This is a genomic window from Bradyrhizobium genomosp. III, from assembly GCF_000261705.1.
Taxonomy (GTDB): Bacteria; Pseudomonadota; Alphaproteobacteria; order Rhizobiales; family Xanthobacteraceae; genus Bradyrhizobium; species Bradyrhizobium ottawaense.
The window spans coordinates 1-16,653 of the sequence record NZ_AJQF01000503.1 but is presented as its reverse complement, the minus strand read 5'-3'; the positions used below and the strand labels follow the sequence as shown (position 1 = coordinate 16,653).

15 protein-coding genes and 2 pseudogenes are annotated in these 16,653 nt (G+C 64.8%); 8 read left to right on the top strand and 9 right to left on the bottom strand.

Features of this window, described 5'->3' with window-relative positions; translation table 11 throughout:
* From IC66_RS42910 to IC66_RS0139020, 4 genes and pseudogenes are all read left to right on the top strand, one after another.
* Positions 1-348: pseudogene (locus tag IC66_RS42910) on the top strand (helicase-related protein); the annotation flags it as partial.
* A 10-nt stretch (positions 349-358) separates the two neighbouring features.
* Positions 359-628: pseudogene (locus IC66_RS0139030) on the top strand (RNA-binding S4 domain-containing protein); the annotation flags it as partial.
* A 132-nt stretch (positions 629-760) separates the two neighbouring features.
* Positions 761-1,099, top strand: coding sequence for a ferredoxin FdxA (gene fdxA, locus IC66_RS0139025; RefSeq protein ID WP_011082989.1), 339 nt, complete (start codon positions 761-763; stop codon positions 1,097-1,099).
* 343 nt (positions 1,100-1,442) lie between these two features.
* Positions 1,443-2,246 carry a CarD family transcriptional regulator gene (locus tag IC66_RS0139020; protein WP_080670149.1) on the top strand — a complete coding sequence of 268 codons (804 nt, stop codon included), beginning with the start codon at positions 1,443-1,445 and terminating at the stop codon, positions 2,244-2,246.
* A 193-nt stretch (positions 2,247-2,439) separates the two neighbouring features.
* Here IC66_RS0139020 and IC66_RS0139015 read toward each other — a convergent pair whose 3' ends face one another.
* From IC66_RS0139015 to cyoA, 7 genes are read right to left on the bottom strand one after another with little or no spacing between them, the layout of a single operon-like run.
* Entirely contained in the window at positions 2,440-2,973 is a 534-nt protein-coding gene (locus IC66_RS0139015; RefSeq protein ID WP_018316482.1) for a response regulator transcription factor, read from the bottom strand.
* Positions 2,963-4,366 carry an ATP-binding protein gene (locus IC66_RS0139010; protein WP_028141839.1) on the bottom strand — a complete coding sequence of 468 codons (1,404 nt, stop codon included), beginning with the start codon at positions 4,364-4,366 and terminating at the stop codon, positions 2,963-2,965. The genes IC66_RS0139015 and IC66_RS0139010 overlap by 11 nt, the downstream gene beginning before the upstream one ends.
* Positions 4,338-5,189, bottom strand: a complete 852-nt coding sequence (locus IC66_RS0139005) for an SURF1 family protein (RefSeq protein ID WP_038951157.1) — start codon at positions 5,187-5,189, stop codon at positions 4,338-4,340. Before IC66_RS0139005 ends, IC66_RS0139010 begins: the two co-directional genes overlap by 29 nt.
* Entirely contained in the window at positions 5,186-5,566 is a 381-nt protein-coding gene (gene cyoD, locus IC66_RS0139000; RefSeq protein ID WP_028141837.1) for a cytochrome o ubiquinol oxidase subunit IV, read from the bottom strand. The genes IC66_RS0139005 and cyoD overlap by 4 nt, the downstream gene beginning before the upstream one ends.
* On the bottom strand, positions 5,563-6,192 hold the full coding sequence (gene cyoC / locus IC66_RS0138995; protein WP_038951156.1) for a cytochrome o ubiquinol oxidase subunit III: 630 nt from the start codon (positions 6,190-6,192) through the stop codon (positions 5,563-5,565). Before cyoC ends, cyoD begins: the two co-directional genes overlap by 4 nt.
* Positions 6,193-8,190, bottom strand: a complete 1,998-nt coding sequence (gene cyoB, locus IC66_RS0138990) for a cytochrome o ubiquinol oxidase subunit I (protein WP_038951155.1) — start codon at positions 8,188-8,190, stop codon at positions 6,193-6,195.
* Between the two features lie 12 nt (positions 8,191-8,202).
* Entirely contained in the window at positions 8,203-9,363 is a 1,161-nt protein-coding gene (cyoA, locus tag IC66_RS0138985) for a ubiquinol oxidase subunit II (RefSeq protein WP_038951154.1), read from the bottom strand.
* A gap of 179 nt (positions 9,364-9,542) precedes the next feature.
* On the opposite strand from cyoA, the gene IC66_RS0138980 reads away from it, so the two are divergent.
* Entirely contained in the window at positions 9,543-10,871 is a 1,329-nt protein-coding gene (locus tag IC66_RS0138980; protein WP_028141833.1) for an MFS transporter, read from the top strand.
* Positions 10,872-10,999: 128 nt separating this feature from the next.
* Here the strand turns inward: IC66_RS0138980 and IC66_RS0138975 are convergent, their stop codons facing one another.
* Together IC66_RS0138975 and IC66_RS0138970 are read right to left on the bottom strand one after the other, a co-directional pair.
* Positions 11,000-12,391 (bottom strand): M48 family metalloprotease, encoded by a 1,392-nt coding sequence (locus tag IC66_RS0138975; protein WP_240536542.1) that lies wholly within the window; start codon positions 12,389-12,391, stop codon positions 11,000-11,002.
* 134 nt (positions 12,392-12,525) lie between these two features.
* Complete coding sequence (locus tag IC66_RS0138970; RefSeq protein ID WP_390887168.1) at positions 12,526-13,296, bottom strand: thermonuclease family protein; 771 nt, start codon at positions 13,294-13,296, stop codon at positions 12,526-12,528.
* 413 nt (positions 13,297-13,709) lie between these two features.
* On the opposite strand from IC66_RS0138970, the gene IC66_RS0138965 reads away from it, so the two are divergent.
* The 3 genes from IC66_RS0138965 to IC66_RS0138955 all read left to right on the top strand — a co-directional run bounded on the left by IC66_RS0138965 (position 13,710) and on the right by IC66_RS0138955 (position 16,592).
* Complete coding sequence (locus tag IC66_RS0138965; RefSeq protein WP_038951152.1) at positions 13,710-14,918, top strand: ABC transporter substrate-binding protein; 1,209 nt, start codon at positions 13,710-13,712, stop codon at positions 14,916-14,918.
* A gap of 136 nt (positions 14,919-15,054) precedes the next feature.
* Complete coding sequence (locus IC66_RS0138960; RefSeq protein ID WP_028141830.1) at positions 15,055-15,843, top strand: enoyl-CoA hydratase; 789 nt, start codon at positions 15,055-15,057, stop codon at positions 15,841-15,843.
* Positions 15,844-15,845: 2 nt separating this feature from the next.
* Positions 15,846-16,592: a hypothetical protein gene (locus IC66_RS0138955; protein WP_038951151.1), complete on the top strand. Its 747-nt coding sequence runs from the start codon at positions 15,846-15,848 to the stop codon at positions 16,590-16,592.
* The last annotated feature ends 61 nt before the right edge of the window (positions 16,593-16,653 follow it).

The window sequence follows — 16,653 nt, the reverse complement described above, 5'->3', positions numbered from 1 at the left end:
GGCGGCCATCGCAGGGACGGCGGCAGAGACTTCCGCAAGCCGCGCGAAGGTGGCGAAGGCGCGCCGCGTCCCGAGGGGCGCGACGACAGGAATCGCCGCTTCGAGGGCAAGGATCGCGACAACAAGGGACGCGATCGCGACAAGGGCAAGTTCGGCGGAGATCGCGACAAGGGCCGTGACAACCGCGGCCGTGACCGCGACAAGGGCCGCGACCGCCAGGGCGGACCGTCGCTGCGTCCCTACGCCTCGAGCGCAAACCCACGCGAGCGCGATCGTCCGGCCGATCCGAACTCGCCCTTCGCCAAGCTCGCCGCGCTGAAAGAGCAGCTGTCCGGCCGGAAGGAGTAATCCCACGACCGAGCGGCAGCGCCTCGACAAATGGTTGTGGCACGCGCGGGTGGTGAAGGCGCGCACCTCCGCGGCCGAGCTCGTCGGGTCGGGCCACGTTCGCGTCAACGGTGAGCGTGAAAAGTCGCCGGGGCATGCGATCAAGATCGGCGACGTCATCACCGTCGCGCTCGATCGCACCGTGCGGGTGTTGAAGGTCACCGGCTTCAGCGAGCGCCGTGGCGATGCTGCCGCGGCGCGGGTGCTCTTCGAGGAGCTAAGCGAAGCGAAACGCAATTAATTGCGTTTCGAATTCACTTCTTGGTCGATCAAACACACAAAGCGGTCATGATCGGGCCTTCCCGACCTTGCGGCGCCCGGCCATCCGCGCTACGCAAGCCGCGACTTTTAAAAGAGCTTTTCGGAGCGTTGGATGACTTACGTCGTCACTGAAAACTGCATCAAGTGCAAGTACACCGACTGCGTCGAGGTCTGCCCGGTCGATTGCTTCTACGAGGGTGACAACATGCTCGTCATCCACCCGGACGAGTGCATCGATTGCGGCGTGTGCGAGCCGGAATGCCCCGCCGACGCCATCAAGCCGGACACGGAACCGGGCCTGGAAAAGTGGCTTTCGGTCAACGCCGACTACGCCAAGAGCTGGCCGAACATCACCCAGAAGAAAGAATCACCTGCCGACGCCAAGGAATTCGACGGCATGGAAGGCAAGTTCGAGAAATATTTTTCTCCGAACCCTGGCTCCGGCGACTGAATCGGGCTCAAACTTAACCCTAATAGCGGCGCTGTCGCCGAAAACCAGCCCTCAAGACCCCTAAATCATTGATTTTTGCGGGAAATGTGCTATATTGGGCACATTAAGCCGAACCCGTCAGCCCCGTTGGCCCCGCTGGGTTCCCGTGAAACCAAATGTCGAACAGGGGCGTGGCAGTTTCCGCGCGCAGGCTGTGTCACAGAAAACGCGTAAAAAGAGTACTTCAGCGAGGGCTTCCCATAAGGAGGCCAAAAAAGTCGCCGCGGCCAGCCGTAGCGCATCCAAGGGTCGGACCGCGACGAAGGCGCCGGCTGCAAAGTCCTCGAAGAACAAAAGAAGCGCAATGCCTAACAAGACTGCCAAACCGGCCGCGAAAGCGACCGCTGCCAAGCCTGCTGTCAAGCCCGTTGCCGCCAAGGCTCCCGCTGCCAAGCCCGCCGCGTCGAAGGCTCCCGTTGCTGCTCCTGCCAAGGCTCCCGTTGCTGCCGCCAAGCCCGCCGTGAAGCCGGCGGCCGCTGCGCCGAAGGTCGAGGAAAAGAAGGTCGTGACCCAGCGTCAGGGCTTCAAGGCCAATGAATTCGTCGTCTATCCCGCTCACGGCGTCGGCCAGATCCTGGCCATCGAGGAGCAGGAGATCGCCGGCGCGAAGCTCGAGCTGTTCGTCATCAACTTCATCAAGGACAAGATGACGCTGCGCGTGCCGACCGCCAAGGTCGCCAATGTCGGCATGCGCAAGCTGTCCGAGCCGGCGCTGGTGAAGAAGGCGCTGGAGACGCTCAAGGGCCGCGCCCGCGTCAAGCGCACCATGTGGTCGCGCCGTGCCCAGGAATACGAAGCGAAGATCAATTCGGGCGACATCGTCGCGATCGCGGAAGTCGTGCGCGACCTCTATCGCTCGGAGTCGCAGCCGGAGCAGTCCTACAGCGAACGCCAGCTCTATGAAGCGGCGCTCGATCGTCTGTCCCGCGAGATCGCGGTGGTGCAGCACTCGACCGAGACCGAAGCGGTCAAGGAGATCGAGGCCCAGCTCGCCAAGAGCCCGCGCCGCAACGCCAAGGCGGAAGCCGCCGAGGGCGAGGCGGATGCCGAGGGCGATGCCGACGATACCGATGGCGACGACACCACGGTCGCCGACGAGGCCGCGTAAGCAGCTTCGTTCTGCGCAAGCAATCAAAAGCCCGGCCTCGCGCCGGGCTTTTTGTTTGGGGTCGTAGCCGTCATTCCGGGGCTCGCGAAGCGAGAGCCCGGAATCCATTCAACCACCGTCTTTGCCGCCTGATGGATTCCGGGCTCGTGCTCCGCACGCCCCGGAATGACGGCGGTGAGACCTTGGTGAAGGCCTACTTCACCGGCCGCTTCTCGAGCTTGCGCGCCAGCGTGCGCCGGTGCATGCCGAGCCTTCGCGCCGCTTCCGAGATGTTGAAATCCGTCTCGATCAGGGTCTGGTGGATGCGCTCCCATTCCAGCGTCTTGATCGAGGTCGGCCGTGCATCGAGCGCGACCTCGGCGTTGCCTTCGGCCTTGTTGAAGGCGGCTTCGATGTCGTCGGTGTTCGAGGGCTTTGCGAGATAGTGGCAGGCGCCCAGCTTGATCGCCTCGACGGCGGTCGAAATGCTGGCAAAGCCTGTGAGCACCACGATCAGCATGTCAGGATCATGCGTGTGCAGGAGCTCGACGCAGGCAAGGCCGGAGGCGCCGCCGAGCTTGAGGTCGACGACGGCGTGGCCGAAGGAGCGTTCCTCCAGCACGTTCCGCACGTCCTCGATCGAGGCGGCGAGCACGACATCATAGCCGCGGCGCTCGAACGAGCGCTTCAGCGTGCGCGCAAAGCCGGCATCGTCCTCGACGACGATGAGCGAACGGTCAGGCGTCAAAGTTCCCTCCGATCGCCAACGTTGCGAGCGGCAGCGTGAGGCGGACCGTGGCGCCGCGCTTCCTGTGGTTCTCGGCGGTCACGCTGCCTCCGAGCTTGCGCACGACGTTCACCACCAGGAACAGCCCGAGCCCGCCGCCAGCGCGGCCCTTGCTCGAGTGATAGGGCTTTCCGAGCTGCGCCAGCATCTCCGGCGCAAAGCCGGGGCCGCGATCGCTGATCGACAGCACGAGATTGTCGCCCTCGCGCTCGGCGACGAGCTCGACCCATTCCCGCGAGACCTCGTAGGCGTTGTCGAGCACGTTGAAGATGACCTGCTTCAACGCGATGTCGGAGACGATGGCGACGTCTGCGCCGAACGTATTGACGAAGTAGAGCGTCCGCGCCGAGCGCGCGTCGCGCCATTCGTCGACCAGGGCGGTGACGAAGGCCGTCACCGTCGTCGGCGATGAGCCTTCGCCGCGTGCTTCGCCCGCCGAGACCAGGATCCCCGTCACGATCGACTTGCAGCGTTGCAGCGAGGTCTCCATCTCCGCGAGGTCCTCGGCGAGCTCCTGATCGGCGGCAAGATCGGGCATGCGGCGCCAATCGCTGAGGATCACCGACAGCGAGGCGAGCGGCGTGCCGAGCTCATGGGCCGCGCCGGAGGCGAGCAGGCCCATGCGGACGATGTGATCCTGCTCGGCGGCATGCTGGCGCAAGGCCGCCAGATGCGCGTCGCGCTCCCTCAGGTTTCGATTGATGCGCGTGACGAACACGACCAGCAGCACGGCGTTGAGCACGAAGCCCAGCAGCATGCCGGCGACCGTGAGCGTGTAGGTCTCGCTCAATGGGTTGGGCGGCAGGTCCAGCGGGCGGTATGCCAGCGTCAGCCAGACAAAACTCGCGCAGGTCAGCGCGACCAGCGACCAGGTTGAGCGGGCATCGAGCAGCACCGCGCCGAGCGTCACCTGGAGCAGGAACAGCGAGGTGAAGGGATTGGTGGCGCCGCCGGAGAGGTAGAGCTGCGCGGTCAGCGCGGCGACGTCCAGCATCAAGGCGACCAGCAGCTCGTTGTTGGTGATCGCGGCGCGATGGCGCACCCAGACGAGGCTGGAGACGTTGAGCAGCACCAGCGCGCCGATCACCGCGCCCATCCGCTCCAGCGGCAGGGGAATGCCGAGCCCGAAATGCACGCCGCCGATGGTCACGATCTGGCCGACCACCGCGGTCCAGCGCAGCTGGATCAGCAGCGCCATGTTCTTGCGGTTGGTCTCGTCGTCGGTCGGAGTCGTGCCGATCAGCTCGCTGCGCGCGTCGGCCTGCGATTGCAGCGTGACGGCCAGCCCGTCATGCGCAAATGGTTGGGAAAGCGTCTTCCCGTCGTCAGGCCTGTTCGACGATCGTTCCAGCATCTGATCCCGTCCTGCGGGCGACGGCATCGGAGCCGCCGGCCGGTTCGTGGACGAAGCGTTTGCGGCGGAACAGCCCGCCGCCGAATGTGACGAAGAGTTTACCCGCCAGCATGAAAGCCAGGGCGAACCACGTCAGCGCGTAGATCAGGTGGTTATTGGGAAAGCTGACCACGGTCAATCCGCCGATGGGACCGCTGCCGGATTGTGATCCGGCATCGGCATCGACGAAGAACGGTGCGACATCGTGCAGACCGCGGGCCGCCGCGATCGCGGCGACATCCCGAGAGTACCAGCGGTTGTGCTGGGGCACGTTGTTCCGGAGGAAACCGCCCTTGGGCTCCGTGATGCGGAGCAGGCCGGTGATCTCGACCTGGCCGTCCGGATTGCCGTCCCGGCGCGTCGATGCGTCACGCCGCTCGGACGGCACGAAGCCGCGATTGACCAGGACCTGTGTGCCGTAGCTGCGCTGGAGCGGTGTCAGCACCCAATAGCCCGGGCCTTCCTCGGTGACCGCCTGGACCAGCGTCTCGCGGTCATGCAGGAAGCGGCCGGCGACGCTGACATGCCTGTATTCGTCATTTGCCGTGGAAACCGCAGGCCATGAATCGGGCGAGGGGACCGGCTGGGCCGGGGCATGGACGCGCTGCTCGACGCGGTCGATCAGCGCCAGCTTCCAGGCGCGGCGCTCGATCTGCCAGACGCCGAGTGCGATCAGAAGAACAAAGGCCGTCAGCGAGAGGACCGTGAGCCACAAGGACGGGGACCGCGCAGCCTCGCTGCGCGCTCCGTTCGCCCTGCTTGTCTCGGTCCCTGACTCGCTCACTTCATTCCGCTCATCTGGTGCATCGGCATCATGTTGCTGTTGAGGTGGCTCATCACCCACAGCGAACCCGACAGCGCGATCACCACCATCACGATGGTGAAGATCAACGCCATCATGCTCCAGCCGTTCTCGGACGTCGTGTTCATGTGCAGGAAGTAGATCATGTGCACGACGATCTGCACGACCGCGAAGGCCATGATCACGAGCGCGGTGATTTGCTTGCTCGGCAGTGCGCCGCTCATCACCAGCCAGAACGGGATCGCGGTCAGCACGACCGAGAGCACGAAACCGAGCATATAGGTCGAGAACGAGCCGTGGGCGTGGCCGCCTTCGTGGTGATGATCGCCCGCATGGGCGGCATGAGTATCGGTGTTCATCGCAGAACTCCCAGGAGATAGACGAAGGTGAAGACGCCGATCCAGACCACGTCGAGGAAGTGCCAGAACATCGAGAGGCACATCAGACGGCGGCGGTTGGCTTCGATCAGGCCGAACTTCTGGACCTGCACCATCAGCGTCACCAGCCAGATCAGGCCGCAGGAAACGTGCAGGCCGTGGGTGCCGACCAGGGTGAAGAACGCCGACAGGAAGGCGCTGCGCTGGGGCGTGGCGCCTTCATGGATCATGTGAGCGAACTCGGTGAGTTCGATGCCGATGAAGGCGAGGCCGAACAAGCCGGTGATCGCCAGCCAGACCTGCGTCTGTGCGACCCGGTTCTGCTGCATCGTCAGCATGGCAAAACCATACGTGATCGATGACAGCAGCAGCATCGAGGTGTTCACCGCGACCAGGTTCAGGTCGAACAGGTCCTTCGGCGCGGGACCTGCGGCGTAGTTGCCGCCGAGCACGCCGAAGGCGGCGAACAGGATCGCGAAGATGAGACAGTCGCTCATCAGGTAGATCCAGAAGCCGAGCGAGGTGCTCCAGCCTTCCGGATGCGGGTGCTCGTCGGCGAGATAGAAGACCGGCTCGCCGGTCTGGGCGGGATTGACAGCGACAGTCATTTACTTGGCTCCGGCGAGCAGTTTGGTGCGCGCGTCCTCGGTCCGGATGACGTCTTCAGCCGGAATGTCGAAGTCGCGGTGATAGTTGAAGGTGTGGCCGATACCGACGACGAGCAGCGCGGCGAAGCTCACGGCGGCGAGCCACCACATGTACCAGATCAGGCCGAATCCCATCGCGGTGGCGAGGCCGGCGAGGATGATGCCGGTGCCGGTGCTGCTGGGCATGTGGATCGGCCTGAACCCGGTGAGCGGCCGCTGGTAGCCGCGCTTCTTCATGTCCCACCACGCGTCATTGTCGTGAACGACGGGGGTGAAGGCGAAGTTGTAGTCCGGCGGGGGCGAGGAGGTCGCCCATTCCAGCGTGCGCGCGTCCCAGGGATCGCCGGTGACGTCCTTGAGCTGCTCGCGCCTGAGGAAGCTGACCGCGAACTGCATCAGCATGCTGAGGATACCGAGGAGGACGAGGAAGGCCCCGATCGCGGCGATGACGAACCAGATCTGCAAGGACGGATCGTCGAACACGCGCAGGCGACGGGTCACGCCCATCAGGCCGAGCACGTAGAGCGGCATGAAGGCGAGGTAGAAGCCGGTGACCCAGAACCAGAACGACATCTTGCCCCAGAACGGATCGAGCTTGAAGCCGAACGCTTTCGGGAACCAGTAGGAGATGCCGGCGAAGGCGCCGAACACCACGCCGCCGATGATCACGTTGTGGAAGTGTGCGATCAGGAATAGGCTGTTGTGCAGGACGAAGTCGGCCGGCGGCACCGCCAGCAGCACGCCGGTCATGCCGCCGATCACGAAGGTCAGCATGAAGGCGATCGTCCACATCATGGGCAGCTCGTAGCGGATACGGCCGCGATACATCGTGAACAGCCAGTTGAACATCTTCGCGCCCGTCGGGATCGAGATGATCATCGTGGTGATGCCGAAGAAAGAGTTGACGCTGGCGCCCGAGCCCATCGTGAAGAAGTGGTGCAGCCAGACCAGGTACGACAGGATGGTGATGACGACCGTGGCGTAGACCATCGAGGTGTAGCCGAACAGCCGCTTGCCAGAGAAGGTCGAGGTCACCTCCGAGAAGATGCCGAACGCCGGGAGAACCAGGATGTAGACCTCGGGATGGCCCCAGATCCAGATCAGGTTCACGTACATCATCGGGCTGCCGCCGAAATCGTTCGTGAAGAAGTTGGTGCCGACGTAGCGGTCGAGCGAGAGCAGCGCGAGCACGACGGTCAGGACCGGGAAGGAGGCGACGATCAGGACGTTGGTGCAGAGCGAGGTCCAGGTGAACACCGGCATCTTCATCATGGTCATGCCGGGGCAGCGCAGCTTGACGATGGTGCAGATCAGGTTGATGCCTGACAGCGTCGTGCCGACGCCGGCGACCTGCAGCGCCCAGATGTAATAGTCGACGCCGACATCGGGACTGTAGCCGATGTTCGACAGCGGCGGATAAGCCAGCCAGCCGGTGCGGGCGAACTCGCCGATGAACAGCGAAGCCATCACCAGCACTGCGCCGCCGACCGTCATCCAGAAGCTGAAATTGTTCAGGAACGGGAACGACACGTCGCGCGCGCCGATCTGGAGCGGCACGACGTAGTTCATCAGGCCGGTCACCAGCGGCATCGCCACGAAGAAGATCATGATCACCCCGTGGGCGGTGAAGACCTGATCGTAGTGATGGGCGTTGAGATAGCCTTCGGAGCCGCCAAAGGCGAGCATCTGCTGGCCGCGCATCATCAGCGCATCGGCGAAGCCCCGCAGCAGCATCACGATGCCGAGGATCATGTACATGATGCCGATGCGCTTGTGGTCGACGGTGGTGAACCATTCGCGCCAGAGATAACCCCAGAGGCGGAAATAGGTGAGACCGCCGAGCAGTGCGGCGCCGCCGAGCGCGACCACCGCGAAGGTGCCGACGACGATCGGCTCGTGCAGCGGCAGCGATTCGAAGCCGAGCCGGCCGAAGATGAGCTTGAGAAGATCAGGAGACATGCGGGGATCTCTTTAGGAATCTGACTTCGGACGCAGTCCGAGGAAGAAGGACGAGGACTTGAGCGGCGCGAAGCTCGGCCGCTTCAGGCCGGCGCCGAGCAACGGCGCGGTGTCGACGGGAGCCGTGATGGACGCCGTGGTCTTGCCCTGCGGCGCATCGGGCGTGCAGGTGCCGGCCACGAAAGTCGGCTCCGGCCCGAGCGGGGTGCCGCGGCGGGCGTACTTGTCGTAAGTGAGCGGCAGGGTGTTGTTCAGGCCCTGATGACCGTTGCCGCCCTTGGCGTCGATCGCCATCATCTCGCTCTGGCACATCTTGCCGGTCTCGACGCACATGTTGAGGATCAGACGGTAGAGATCGGAGTCGATCGTGCCGTAGCGGCGCACCGGCTCGTTCTGGCTGGGCTTTTCGAGCTGGAGATATTCGGCGCGGCCGAGCGAGCCGCCGGCGGATTTGGCGCTGGCGATCCAGGCGTCAAAACCCTTGTCGTCGAGTCCCCTAAAGTTGAAGTGCATGCCGGAGAAGCCGGCGCCGCTGTAGTTCGCCGAGAAGCCCTTATACGTGCCGGCGTGGTTGACGACGGCGTGGAGCTTCGTCTCCATGCCCGGCATCGCGTAGATCTGGCCGGCGAGCGCGGGGATGTAGAACGAGTTCATCACCGAGGACGCGGTGATGCGGAATTTGATCGGACGGTCGACCGGAGCTGCGAGCTCGTTGACGGTGGCGATGCCGTAGTCGGGGTAGATAAAGAGCCACTTCCAATCGAGCGCGACGACGTCGACCTCGAGCGGAGCCCTGGACTGGTCCACGGCGCGGTCGGCATGGATGCGGCCGAGCGTGCGATAGGGGTCGAGCAGATGGGTGCCCATCCAGGTCAGCGCGCCCAGGCAGACGATGATCAGCAGCGGTGCGGACCAGATCACCAGCTCGAGCTTGGTCGAGTGGTCCCATTCCGGCTCGTAGCGAGCGGCCGTGTTGGACTGGCGATAGCGCCAGGCGAACAGCACCGTCAGCGCCATCACGGGGACGACGATCAGGAGCATCAGGACGGTGGAGATGATGACGAGGTCGCGCTGCTGGGCAGCGATATCGCCGGCTGGCGCCAGCACGACGTAGTCGCAGCCGCTGAGCGCAGCAGCCAGAGGTAGTAGCGCCAGGATCTTGAGACGAGACACGGGCCGAGCCTTTGAGAATGAGTTTCTTTTGCGGGGCCAACGGGTAGCTGCGGCGCAACAATCCGGACATTGGACAATTTGTCCAATGTTGCAGTGCGGAATGTTGGGCCAGAGAAGGCCAGATTGCCCGGCGCCCGCCGGGCGGTCGGCTTTGGTTTCAGGACGTTAAGGGCGCACGAATGGCGACGGCACAGACCCCCGCAATGGCAGACCTCCACACGGGCGAGCACGGCCACGACCAGGCCAGTCCCGGCGAGATCGCCATCGGCGTCATCATCGGCCGCACCTCGGAATTCTTCGACTTCTTCGTCTTCGCGATCGCCTCGGTGATCGTGTTCCCGCGCCTGGTGTTCCCGTTCGCGAGCGAACTGACCGGCACGCTCTATTCTTTCATGATCTTCGCGCTGGCCTTCATGGCCCGGCCGATCGGCACCGTCATTTTCATGACGGTTGACCGTGCCTACGGCAAGACCGCAAAGCTGATCTCGGCGCTGTTCCTGCTCGGCACCGCCACGGTCGCGCTGGCGTTCCTGCCGGGCTATCACGACATCGGCGTTGCCGCGATCTGGTTGCTGGCGCTGGCGCGCATCGCGCAGGGTCTGGCCTGGGGCGGCGCCTGGGACGGCATGGCTTCGCTGCTCGCGCTGAACGCGCCGCCCTCCAAGCGCGGCTGGTACGCGATGGTGCCGCAGCTCGGCGCCCCGCTCGGGCTGATCGTGGCGAGCGCGCTGTTCGCCTATTTCGCCGGCAATCTCTCGGCCGACGATTTCTTCGACTGGGGCTGGCGCTATCCGTTCTTCGTCGCGTTTGCCATCAACGTCGTGGCGCTGTTCGCGCGCCTGCGCATGGTGACGACGGAGGAATATGCCTCGCTGTTCGAGACCCGCGAATTGCAGCCCGCGCGCATCTCCGACACCGTCGCGAGCGAAGGCCAGAACATCATGTTGGGTGCGTTCGCGCCGCTGGCGAGCTTCGCGCTGTTCCACATGGTCACGGTGTTTCCGCTGTCCTGGGTGTTCCTGTTCACCCGCGAAAGCCCGGTGCGCTTCCTGATCATCGAGATCGTCGCCGCCGTGTTCGGTGTCGGTGCGATCGTGCTGTCCGGCGTCATCGCCGACCGCGTCGGCCGCAAGTCGCTGCTGATGGGATCGGCGATCGCGATCGCGATCTACAGCGGCTTTGCCCCACAGCTGCTCGATGCCGGCGCGTTCGGCGAGACCATCTACATGGTGATCGGCTTCATCCTGCTCGGCCTGTCCTTCGGCCAGTCCTCCGGCGCGATCGCCTCGAACTTCAAGCAGGCGTACCGCTACACGGCGTCCGCGCTGACCTCGGACATGGCCTGGCTGTTCGGCGCCGGCTTCGCGCCGCTGGTCGCATTGCTGCTCGCCACCAATCTCGGTGTCATCGCCTCGGGTGCGTATCTGCTGTCCGGCGCGTTCTGGACCCTGCTGGCGCTCTGGCTCAGCGGCCAGCGCGAGGCGGGCGACATGGACGCGGGGCGCTGAGGCTTACGCTGCAGCCACGTCACAGCTGTCGTAGGGTGGGCAAAGGCGCATAAGCGCCGTGCCCACCATCTCTCTCGATCGCAAAAGATGCGTGGGCACGCTTGCGCTTTGCCCACCCTACGGCAGCGTCAATCCGCCACGATCTTCACGCGATCGCGCACCTTCACCTGCGCGGTGCGATCGAGGCCGTTCAGCACGCGAAAACGCTCGGCGGGATGATCGACGCCGGCCATGCGGTGGGAGAGCGATTCCACGGTGTCGCCGGGTTGCACGGTGATGACCTTGATGCGCAGCGGTCGCGCGGCCTGGATCTCGTCCAGCGTCAGGCGGCGGAACGAATTGACGGTCTCGCGCGCATTGCGCTCGCTCTCGGTCGACTTCTGCCGGGCCGCGAAGATGAAGCGATAGACGTCGCTGCCGAAGCGCAGCGCATAGACCTTGAACTGCCACTGGTCGCCCTTGGCGGCGGCGGACGCGGCCGGGAAGCCGTTGATGGTGATGTCTTCGGTGGACGCCTTCTCGACGCCCTCCATCCAGCCGGAATTGAGGTAGTCGCCGAGCGACTGCTCGGCCGGCACCCGCACCACGTCGAAACGCATCGCCTGTGCGCCGCCCTCGCGCACGCCGATCACGGCCTGGGCGGTGTTGTCGAGCGTGAAATTGTCCGGCGCCTGGAAGGTGAAGCCCAGCTTCGGATGCAGGAAGCGGCGGCCGCGGACGAAACCTTCGCTGGGGTCTTCGCCGTAGACGAGATTGTCGATCGCAGCGAGATAGGTCTCGCGGTCGCGCTCGGCGCCTTCAGGCGCAGTATATTGCCGCGCAATGGTCTGCGCGTTCTGCACGCGCTCCGGGGTCGCCGGATGCGACGAGGTGAAATCCTGCGCGCGCGGATCGAGCGAGCTCTTGCCGGCCTTCAGCTCGGCATTGCGTTCCATCGCCGAGAGGAAACGCGCCGCGCCGTAGGGGTCGAAATGCGCCTTGGCCGAAATGCCGACGCCGATGCCGTCGGCCTCGAACTCCTGCTTGCGCGAAAAGCTCGCCATGGTGAGCTTGGTCTTGGCCAGCGCCAGCGCGGTGAGGTCGGGGTCGTTGCTCATGTCGGTGACGACGCGGGTGACGATCGCGGCCTGGCGCGCCTGGTCCTCGCGCATCGCGGCGTGCTTGGACAGCACATGGGCCATCTCGTGGCTGAGCACGGAGGACAATTCCGAGGTGTCGCTGGCGAGCGCGAGAAGTCCGCGCGTGACATAGAGCTGGCCGTTCGGCAGCGCGAAGGCGTTCACGGCGCCGGAATTGAGGATGGTGACCTTGTAGCCCTGATCGGGACGGTCGGACGCAGCGACCAGCCGGTCGACGGTCTTGCTGACGAGTGATTCGAGCCTGGGATCGTCATAGGTGCCGCCATAGCTCGCCAGGATGCGCTCGTGCTCCTTCTCGGTGGCGGGTGTCTGCGCGACGGCCGGCTTGGGCTTGGGCATCGCAACGGTCGGCGGGGTCGCGGCGGCCTGGAACCGGCCCATGTCGCCACAGCCGGCGAGGGCCGTACCCAGCACGAGGCAAAGCGCGGCCGGCGCAGCCCGCAGGCGGCGGCCTTCATTCCGTACGTGCCGTTCTAGCACCCCATTCACGTCGCTTAACCCGTGCCTGGCCTGATTTAAGGCCTTACCCCTGTCGGCTCGTTTGCGCCCAGCAACTCGACCTGCCCCACGAGCCGCACATCAATCCGCGGCCCCGTACTTCCCTCGACCCAGCCCCGGACTCGAATACGCTTACTTTCTAATGACTTAAGGGTGATTCCAGCGCTTTCGAACGCCGGCAGCGTGCGCTTTGAAATAGTCACGGCAAAGCCACGTGTCCAGTTCCGTCCGAAGTTGAGGTAGGTCATTGCCCCAGCTTGCCGGACGGACAGGACTTTACCCTCAACCACCACAAAGCGCCCGATCCCCGCCAAAATATCGTCCGGACTTTCCGCGTTTTTTATGGCCGACGGGTCAGCCCAGCTGCCCTTTTTTTGGCGCCGCGCCTCGGCCTCCGACGTCATCAGGGCCGCCGCGCAGTCCTTGTCCGTGATTTCGGCGGAGACCATGGCGTCGCCCTGGGCGAGCAGCACGGCCTGCACCGGGGTGTCGCTTTCGCCGATGAACACCAGTGCGCCTTGCCGGCCGTAGCGGTCGGGCGTGTCGTTGCTACCGCGGAGTGTGACGTCGCGGCCGGCGAGCAGCGCAGCCAGCGCCTGCTTCGTGGTCGCCGTCGGTTCGATTCCGGCGAGGCGGATTTCGCGGCCGTCAGCGAGACGCACGCTGCGGGCATCGACGATGGCAGCGACACGGCCTTCGCCTTGGGATTCGAATTGGCACGGTGCGGCGGACGCGGTGTGACTCGCGAGGAGAAGGAATGCGACGATGAGGTGAAGCCGTTGCGCCACGTGACCCGGAAAGGTTGTGTTGTGCGTCGATCTTAACTCAAACGATGCCAACGACGAAGGGGCCTTCGTAGGGTGGGCAAAGGCGCAACGCGCCGTGCCCACGATCTCTTCGTGGCCGTAATCGAAGTCGTGGGCACGGCGCGAAGAGCGCGCCTTTGCCCGCCCTACGGCAGCGCGTGTGGGGATTTGCTGTTACGTCACACGCTCGCAATGACGCGGAAAGATCTTGCGTCATTCCACCATTCCGCTTTGCGGAAAACATGACGCAATCGCAGGACGCGCATCGCAGCCCGCGCTTGCTGCGCTCTTGCGCATGCGGCATGATTGCGGCAACAGCGATTGCCAATAACGATTGCCAAGAGCAACAACCAAGCCGCCATCAGAGTACGGCGCGATAAGGGAGATCGTTTTCCATGAAGACTGTTTTGTCGGGCATTTTTGCCGCCGCGTTTGCCCTCAGTGCGAGCGCCACCGCGCAGGCCCAGGACAAGCCACCTCTCAAGATCGGCGGCATCCTCGACATGTCGAGCCTCTATGCCGACATCACCGGTCCCGGCAGCGAGACCGCGGCCAAGATGGCGGTGGAGGATTTCGGCGGCGAGGTGTTGGGGCGCAAGATCCAGGTGCTGGCGGCCGACCATCAAAACAAGGCCGATCTCTCCGCCAACATCGCCCGCGATATGCTCGACAACCAGGGCGTCGAGATGATCTACGACGTCGCGGCTTCCGCCACTGCGCTTGCGGCCGGCGAGATCGCCAAAGCGCGCAACAAGATCATTATCTTCAACGGCCCGGGCTCGATCCGTCTCACCAACGAGGCCTGCGGTCCCTATACCATCCACTACGTGTTCGACACCTACGGCCAGGCCAATGTGACCGGCCTTGCGGCCGTGAAGTCTGGCCTCGACAGCTGGTTCTTCCTCACCGCCGATTACGCCTTCGGCCAGGACCTGGAGAAGGACACCAGTGCCGTCGTCATCAAGACGGGCGGCAAGGTGCTGGGCAGCGTGCGCCACCCGCTCAACACGTCGGATTTCTCCTCGTTCCTGCTCCAGGCCCAGGCCTCCAAGGCCAAGGTGATCGGGCTTGCGAATGCCGGCGGCGACACCGTCAACGCGATCAAGCAGGCGGCCGAGTTCGGCATCACCAAGGGCGGCCAGAAGGTCTCGCCGCTGCTCGCCTTCGTCACCGACATCGACTCGATCGGTCTGGAGACCGCGCAGGGCCTGCTGCTGGCGGAAGCCTTCTACTGGGACCTCAACGACGACACGCGCGCATTCTCGAAGCGCTTTCAGGAGCGCGTGAAGCGGCCGCCGACCTCGGCACAGGCCGGCGTCTACTCCTCCGTCACGCATTACCTGAAGGCGGTGAAGGCGGCCGGCACGACCGATGCAGCGACTGTCATGAAGGTGATGAAGGAGACGCCGATCAACGACTTCTTCGCCAAGGGTGGCAAGATCCGCGAGGACGGCCGCATGATCCACGACATGTACCTGTTCGAGGTGAAGAAGCCGTCGGAATCGAAGGCCCGCTGGGACGACTACAAGCTGCTCGCCACCGTGTCCGGCAGCGAGGCGTTCCAGTCGCTGGAGCAGTCGCGCTGCCCGCTGGTGAAGAAGTGACGCGAAGCGTCATCCCGGGGCGCGCATGAGCGCGAACCCGGGATCCATCGGGCCGCAGTGATCGTCGACAAATGGATTCCGGGCTCGCGCTTCGCGCGCCCCGGAATGACGAAGGAAACAACGAGGGAGGCGCCCCATGAACGACATGGTCCTGCAAAAGCTCGAAGGCGGGCTGCTCACCATCACGATGAACCGCCCGGAGCGGAAGAACGCGCTCAACCCCGAGATGGTGGCCGGGCTGGTCGAAGCGGCGCGGCGGGCGGCTGACGATGCGGAGGTGCGCGCGGTGCTGCTCAAGGGCGCCGGTGGCTCGTTCTGCGTCGGCGGCGACGTCAAGTCGATGGCCGCGGGCCGCGCGCCGCTGCCGTTCGAGCAGAAGCTTGCGAATCTGCGCCGCGGTATGGAGGTCTCGCGCATCCTGCACCAGATGCCGAAGCCTGTGGTGGCGCAGCTCGACGGCGCCGCAGCCGGCGCCGGCCTGTCGATGGCGCTGTCCTGCGATCTCCGTATCGCCTCGGAATCCTGCAAGATCACCACGGCCTTTGCCAAGGTCGGCTTCTCCGGCGATTACGGCGGCACCTATTTTCTCACCCAGCTGCTCGGCAGCGCGCGGGCGCGCGAGCTCTATCTGATGTCGCCGGTGCTCACGGCGAGGGAAGCGCATGCGATCGGCATGGTGACCAAGGTCGTGCCCGACGCCGAGATCGACGCCGCGGCCCACGAGCTGGCACTGTCGCTGGCGCAGGGGCCGTCGATCGCGCTCGGCTTCATCAAGCGCAACATCAACAATGCCGAGCATCTGGCGCTGGAGGATTGCTTCGACGGCGAGGCGATCCACCACACCCGCTGCGGCGACACCGAGGACCACAAGGAGGCCGCCAAGGCCTTCGTCGAGAAGCGCAAGCCGACCTTCAGGGGCGCCTGACCATGGCGCCCTATATGCGATTGCGGCAGATCTGCCTGGTTGCGCCGCAGCTCGCGCCCGTCATCTCCGACATCGCGGACATCATGGGCCTCGCCGTGTGCTATCGCGACGGCAATGTCGCCAAATACGGCCTGGAGAATGCGCTGCTCCCGGTCGACACGATCATGCTGGAGGTGGTGGCACCCTTCAAGGGCGGTACCACGGCCGGCCGCTTCATCGAGAAGACCGGTGGCCGCGGTGGCTACATGGCGATCTTCTGCTGCAATGATCCCGACGAGCGTGGCCGCAACGCCAACGCGCTTGGCGTGCGCACCGCCAACGTCATCGACCATGCGCCCTATCACGGCGTCCAGCTCCACCCCCGCGACTGCCGTGCCGCCTTCATCGAGTTCAACCACACCGAAGGCAGCGACGACATTCTTGGCGCCTATCCGCCGGCAGGACCGGACTGGCAAAAGTTCATCCGCAAGGACGTGACGCAGGCGCTGACGGGCGTGGAGATGCAGAGCCCTGATCCGCAAGGCCTGGCCGAGCACTGGGGCAAGATCATCGGCGTTGCGCCTGAAGGTGCCGAGCTGAAGCTGCCCAATGCGACCTTCCGCTTCGTGAAAGGCGCCAGCGAGATCATGAGCGCGCTGGAGTTTCGGGTAGCGGATCGGGCGAGCGTGCTGCATGCCGCGAAGGCGAGGGGGCTTGCGGTTGCCGGGAGCGAGTTCCTGTTGGGTGGGGTGACGTTCCGCGTTGGTTGATGGTCTTCTCGTTGTCCGCCACCCTGAGGTGCTCGCCTCTTCGGCGAGCCTCGAAGGGCGA